Genomic DNA, 4,790 nt, shown 5'->3' on the forward strand with positions numbered 1-4,790 from the left:
CCCGGACGCCGGGCGTCGCGGCGAGCGCGCGGGCCGGACCGGAGCGGTGGGTCACCCAGTGCACGGCCCCGCGCACGGCGACGGCGCTGCCCCGCCCGGTGTGGTCGGGCGAGGCGGCGCCGAACCAGCGGGCGGCGTCGAGGGGCCGCGGCCGCAGCCCGGTGCGCTGGCCGCCGAGCCGGACGTCGACGCGGCGCGGGGCGACGTCCGGGGCCAGGGAGTCGAGCACCCGGAGCTCACCCGCGCTCGCGTAGATGACGCGGCGGCCGTCGGTGCTCGCGTGCCGGGCGTAGAAGCCGTCGAGCGGGGTGTGCCTGCACAGGTCCGCGCCGTCGGGCAGCGAGGAGTAGACGGCACCGACCCCCTCGTGGTCGCTGAGGAACGCGATCCGCTCCCCCACCCACATCGGGCACTCGATGTTGCCGTCCAGGTCCGCGTGGACGCGGACGAACTCGCCCTGGCCCGCGGCCTCTTCGCCGAGCGGGTCGATCCACAGCTTGCCGGCCGTGCCACCCCGGTACCGCTTCCACCAGGCGGCCTCGCGGCCCATGAGCGCGGACAGCAGCAGCACCCTGCCGTCGTCCCCGTACGCGAGCCCGCCCACGGGGCCGTACGGGAGTGAGGGGGCGGGTCCGCCGTCGAGCGGGACGGCCCGCGCCCAGCTGCGCCGCAGCGAGGCCTGGCCGTGGGTGCTGACCGCGAGGACGTGGCCGTCGGGCGTCCAGCCGCGCACGGAGGTGGTCCAACTGCCCCAGTGCGTCAGGCGCGTGGAGGGCCCGCCGTCCACCGGCGCGATGTGCACCTCGGGCGCGCCGTCACGCCGCGAGGTCCAGGCGACGGTGGCGCCGTCGGGAGACAGCCGGGGGTGGTTCACCGGCACGCCGTCGGCGCTGATCCGCCAGGCGCGGCCGCCTTCGAGGGGAGCTGCCCACACGTCGTTCTCGGCGGTGAGGACCACCGTGTCGCCGTGCAGGTGCGGGAACCGGAGGTAGGCAGGATTCGTCACCCCGCCCACCCTAAATTTGCGGTGCGTGCCGCGTCAGCCGGACCGTCCTGTTCCGGCCGGGGCGCGGTCACTTGCCCTGGAAGCAGGAGCAGGTGGGCTCGGGTGCGGGCGGGCGGACCGTGACGGTCTCGGTGGCGGTCTCGGTGACGGTGCGGGTCGCGCCCGGCGCCGGGTGGGCCGGGCGGGACGGGGGCGGGCTGCCCGCGGGCGGGGGTGACGTCGTGCTCGCCGCCGCGCAGTTGCCGAGAACCGCGAGGCGGAACCACTCCTTGCCGCCGATCTTCGCGCGCAGGTCGCCGCGCACGCAGGCGCCGGACACGACGCCGTGCACCCGGCCGTTCACGGTGATGTCCTTGCCGTCCTGCGTGGCCCCGTGGCAGTCGACCCGCACCTCGTCCGGCGTCGCGCCCGAACGGGACGGCGTCGCACCGCCGTTGCCCGTGCCCGTACTGCCGCGATACGTGCCGCTGCAACTCAGCCACGCCACGTCCGCGTGCTGACGCTCCAGCTCCTTCGTCGCCGTCAGGTCCGTCGTCACCGACACCGTCGACGGGTTCAGCGCACCGTCGACCGGGTCGCACGCGACGCCCGCGGCGACGGCCGCGGCGACCAGTGCCACCGCGGCGCTCATCCGTCTCCATGCCCCCATGGACGGCAGCGTGCCACTGCACGCTCCGGGGGAACAGGCCCCTTTCGGGCGGTTTCGACCGCGCTCAGCCGCGCAGCAGGAGCCACTCCTGGAGCTCCACGATGTTCCCCTCGGGGTCCTTGAGGTGCGCCACGCGCATCCGCTCCGTCATCGGCGCGGGCCCGTGCACGAGGACGCCGCCGCGCCCGGTGACCTCGGCGCAGTAGGCGTCCAGATCGTCGACCCGCAGCACCACGAGCGACCGGTGTCCGGTGGCCGACTCGCCCACCTCGCCGAGGACTTCGGCCATCACGGCCCGGTCCTGGAGCGCGATCCCGGCGCCCGCACCGCCCGGCGAGAACTTCTCGTAGGGCCCGTGCTCCGCGCCGGCCTGCGGCTTCAGCCCCAGCACCTCGGCGTAGAACCGGTAACAGACCCCGAAATCGGATACGAGCAACCGCACCTGGGCGAGTTCCATGAGGTCATTTTACCTTCAACGGTCCGGGCGCGGGGTGCCGGGCGGTTCTCCCGGGACGGGCCCGGCGGAACGCCCCTCAGCCCCAGCGGCCCGTGCGGCCGAGCAGCAGGGCGACCGCGGCCGTCCCCGCCGTCGACGTCCGCAGCACGCTGCGGCCCAGCCGGTACGTCCCGGCCCCGGCCTCGCCGAAGACCGCCAGCTCCTCCGGCGACACCCCGCCCTCGGGGCCGACGACGAGCACGATCTCCCCCGTCGCGGGCAGCTCCGCGGAGGCCAGCGCGGCGCTCGCGCAGTCCCGGTCCTCGTGCAGCACGACCGCCAGGTCCGCGGCGCCGAGCAGCCGCGCGACCTCCTTCGTCGAGGCGGCCTCCGCAACCTGCGGGAACCGCACCCTGCGCGACTGCTTCCCGGCCTCCCGCGCGGTGGCCCGCCACTTGCCGAGCGCCTTCACGCCCCGCTCCCCGCGCCACTGCGTGATGCACCGCGACGCCGCCCACGGCACGATCGCGTCGACGCCCGTCTCCGTCATCGTCTCGACGGCGAGCTCCCCGCGGTCCCCCTTGGGCAGCGCCTGCACGACCGTGATCCTGGGCCGCTGCTCCTCCTCGGTGCGCACCGGCCCGGCCTCGACGACCAGCCGGTCCTTGCCCTCGCTCGCGACGACCACGGCCTCGGTCCAGCACCCGAGCCCGTCCGTGAGCACCACGTCCTCACCGGCCCGGAGCCGCTTCACGGAGACCGCGTGCCGGCCCTCGGCCCCGTCCAGCACGTACGGACGGTCGCCGGGGACCGCCCCGTCGACCACGAACACCGGCGCCGTCATGCCGCACCCCGCTCCGACGCGGCGCGCGCGGCGTCGAGTTCGGCCGCGAGGACCTCCACGAGCTGCCCGGCGGGCAGGGCGCGCGACAGCCGGTGGCCCTGGCCCGCCCAGAGCGCCATGCCCTGCGGGTCCCCGGCCTTCGCGGCGGCCTTGCGCAGCGGCGACGTCATGTGGTGGATCTGCGGGTACGCGGCGGGCGCGTACGGTCCGTGCTCGCGCAGGAACCGGTTGACGAGCCCGCGCGCGGGCCGGCCCGAGAAGGCGCGGGTGAGTTCGGTACGGGTGAACAGCGGATCGGTCATGGCTTCCTTGTGCAGGGTGGGCGCCCCCGACTCGGGGGTGACCAGGAACGCGGTGCCGAGCTGCGCCAGATCGGCGCCGGCGGTCAGGACGGCGGCGATCTGGGCGCCCCGCATGATGCCGCCGGTCGCGACGATCGGCAGCCCCACGGCCTCCCGGACCTGGGTGACGAGGGTCAGCAGACCGAGACCGGCCGCGTCCGTCTCGGGGTTGTCGCGGTGGGTGCCCTGGTGGCCGCCGGCCTCGACGCCCTGGACGCACACGGCGTCCGCGGCGGCGGCCTGCGCGGCCTGCGCCTCCTCGACCGTGGTGACGGTGACGACGGTACGGGTGCCGACGCGCTGGAGGGCGTGCACGACCTCGCGGGTGGGGCAGCCGAAGGTGAAGCCGACGACGGGGACCGGGTCGTCGAGAAGGATGGCGAGCTTGGCGTCGTAGCCGTCGTCGAGGCCGCGGTCGGTGTCCCCCAGCGCGGCCTGGTACCAGGTGGCCTCACCGGCGAGCTGGTGCCGGTAGACCTCGATGGCGGCGCGGTCCGCGATCTCGGGCTGCGGCATGAAGAGATTGACGCCGAAAGGGCCCGAGGTGAGCCCCCTGACCTGCTTGATCTCCTGGTACATGCCGTCGGCCGTCTTGTACCCGGCCGCGAGGAAGCCCAGGCCGCCCGCCTCGGACACGGCAGCGGTCAGCGCGGGGCAGGAGGCGCCGCCCGCCATGGGGGCCTGCACGATCGGATGGGGGCAGAGATCGTTCAGCGCGGAGGACATGAGCGCATGGTGCCACGGTGGCGCCGGACGGCCGAATCGGCCCTTCCGCCTGGCATGTGCCACCCCGTCCCGCACCTTGCCGGCCCCCGCCGGCCGCTGCGCGACCCACGCACATCGCCCCGCGCGGAACCCTCCCGCGCGGGGCGACACACAGCCGTCGGCCTCGACCGTCAGCGACCGTTGAAGGCGTCCTTCAGCCGCGAGAACAGCCCCTGCTGGCCGGGCTGGAACTGGCCCGTGGGGCGTTCCTCGCCGCGGAGCTGAGCCAGCTCGCGCAGCAGGCGTTCCTGCTCGGGGTCGAGCTTCTGCGGGGTCATCACCTCGACGTGCACGACCAGGTCGCCCCGGCCGCCGCCGCGCAGGTGCGTGACGCCGCGTCCGTGCAGCGGGATCGACTGGCCGGACTGGGTCCCGGGCCGGATGTCGATCTCCTCCATGCCGTCGAGCGTCTCCAGCGGCACCTTCGTGCCGAGGGCCGCCGCCGTCATCGGGATCGTGACCGTGCAGTGCAGGTCGTCCCCGCGCCGCTGGAAGGTCGGGTGCGGCAGTTCGTGGATCTCCACGTACAGGTCACCGGCGGGGCCGCCGCCGGGGCCGACCTCGCCCTCGCCCGCGAGCTGGATCCGCGTCCCGTTGTCCACACCGGCCGGGATCTTCACCGTGAGCGTCCGCCGGGAGCGGATGCGGCCGTCGCCCGCGCACTCGGGGCACGGGGTCGGCACCACGGTGCCGAAGCCCTGGCACTGCGGGCACGGCCGCGAGGTCATGACCTGGCCCAGGAAGGACCA

At 75.2% G+C, this 4,790-nt stretch carries 5 protein-coding genes and 1 pseudogene; all 6 read right to left on the reverse strand.

Features of this window, described 5'->3' with window-relative positions:
• Positions 1 to 1,006, reverse strand: a pseudogene (locus GTW43_RS36460) (peptidase S41); the annotation flags it as partial.
• A gap of 67 nt (positions 1,007 to 1,073) precedes the next feature.
• Complete coding sequence (locus GTW43_RS36465; RefSeq protein WP_202502389.1) at positions 1,074 to 1,655, reverse strand: hypothetical protein; 582 nt, start codon at positions 1,653 to 1,655, stop codon at positions 1,074 to 1,076.
• 64 nt (positions 1,656 to 1,719) lie between these two features.
• Positions 1,720 to 2,112, reverse strand: a complete 393-nt coding sequence (locus GTW43_RS36470; RefSeq protein ID WP_161306259.1) for a VOC family protein — start codon at positions 2,110 to 2,112, stop codon at positions 1,720 to 1,722.
• A 76-nt stretch (positions 2,113 to 2,188) separates the two neighbouring features.
• Entirely contained in the window at positions 2,189 to 2,935 is a 747-nt protein-coding gene (locus tag GTW43_RS36475; protein WP_161306260.1) for a 16S rRNA (uracil(1498)-N(3))-methyltransferase, read from the reverse strand.
• Positions 2,932 to 4,002 carry a nitronate monooxygenase gene (locus tag GTW43_RS36480; RefSeq protein WP_161301461.1) on the reverse strand — a complete coding sequence of 357 codons (1,071 nt, stop codon included), beginning with the start codon at positions 4,000 to 4,002 and terminating at the stop codon, positions 2,932 to 2,934. The genes GTW43_RS36475 and GTW43_RS36480 overlap by 4 nt, the downstream gene beginning before the upstream one ends.
• A gap of 170 nt (positions 4,003 to 4,172) precedes the next feature.
• Positions 4,173 to 4,790: DnaJ C-terminal domain-containing protein (locus tag GTW43_RS36485; protein WP_272922593.1), on the reverse strand; the 618-nt coding region annotated here is incomplete at its 5' end.

Source organism: Streptomyces sp. SID5785 (genome assembly GCF_009870065.1).
Lineage (GTDB): Bacteria > Actinomycetota > Actinomycetes > Streptomycetales > Streptomycetaceae > Streptomyces.

What these genes read in the sequence shown, in the direction of transcription:
- GTW43_RS36465 (WP_202502389.1), bottom strand. Translation starts at nt 1,655, where the DNA reads ATGGGGGCATGGAGACGGATGAGCGCCGCGGTGGCACTGGTCGCCGCG.
- GTW43_RS36470 (WP_161306259.1), bottom strand. Translation starts at nt 2,112, where the DNA reads ATGGAACTCGCCCAGGTGCGGTTGCTCGTATCCGATTTCGGGGTCTGT.
- GTW43_RS36475 (WP_161306260.1), bottom strand. Translation starts at nt 2,935, where the DNA reads ATGACGGCGCCGGTGTTCGTGGTCGACGGGGCGGTCCCCGGCGACCGT.
- GTW43_RS36480 (WP_161301461.1), bottom strand. Translation starts at nt 4,002, where the DNA reads ATGTCCTCCGCGCTGAACGATCTCTGCCCCCATCCGATCGTGCAGGCC.